The 234-nt window shown below is 62.4% G+C and carries 1 protein-coding gene; it reads right to left on the bottom strand.

The annotated features are described in order from the left end of the window. The coding region (locus R0J92_RS26890; protein WP_411053933.1) for an NnrT protein at positions 1–187 on the bottom strand (187 nt) is incomplete at its 3' end. Positions 188–234: the final 47 nt, after the last annotated feature.

Genomic DNA, 234 nt, shown 5'->3' with positions numbered 1-234 from the left:
GTCCATGGATATGGCGGGCAAACATCCATGCCGCGGGTAGGCCGAGCCCTCCTGCGATCACCACGCTCATATGCGGGGTGAGCACGTCCCATCCGAGCGAACTGCCGATCAGCGAGGCAAAAAAGACGTTGATGGCAGCGGCCCGCGCCGCCAAGGGGTAGAGGCAGGCCACTAGTTTGCAGGACACGGGCGGGATCATCTCCGGCTCACCAGCACGTGTACGAAGACCAATAC

Source organism: Tritonibacter sp. SIMBA_163 (assembly GCF_046535935.1).
GTDB lineage: Bacteria > Pseudomonadota > Alphaproteobacteria > Rhodobacterales > Rhodobacteraceae > Epibacterium > Epibacterium scottomollicae.
Note: the sequence above shows the minus strand (reverse complement) of the source record. Positions and strands in the feature narration are given on the sequence as shown.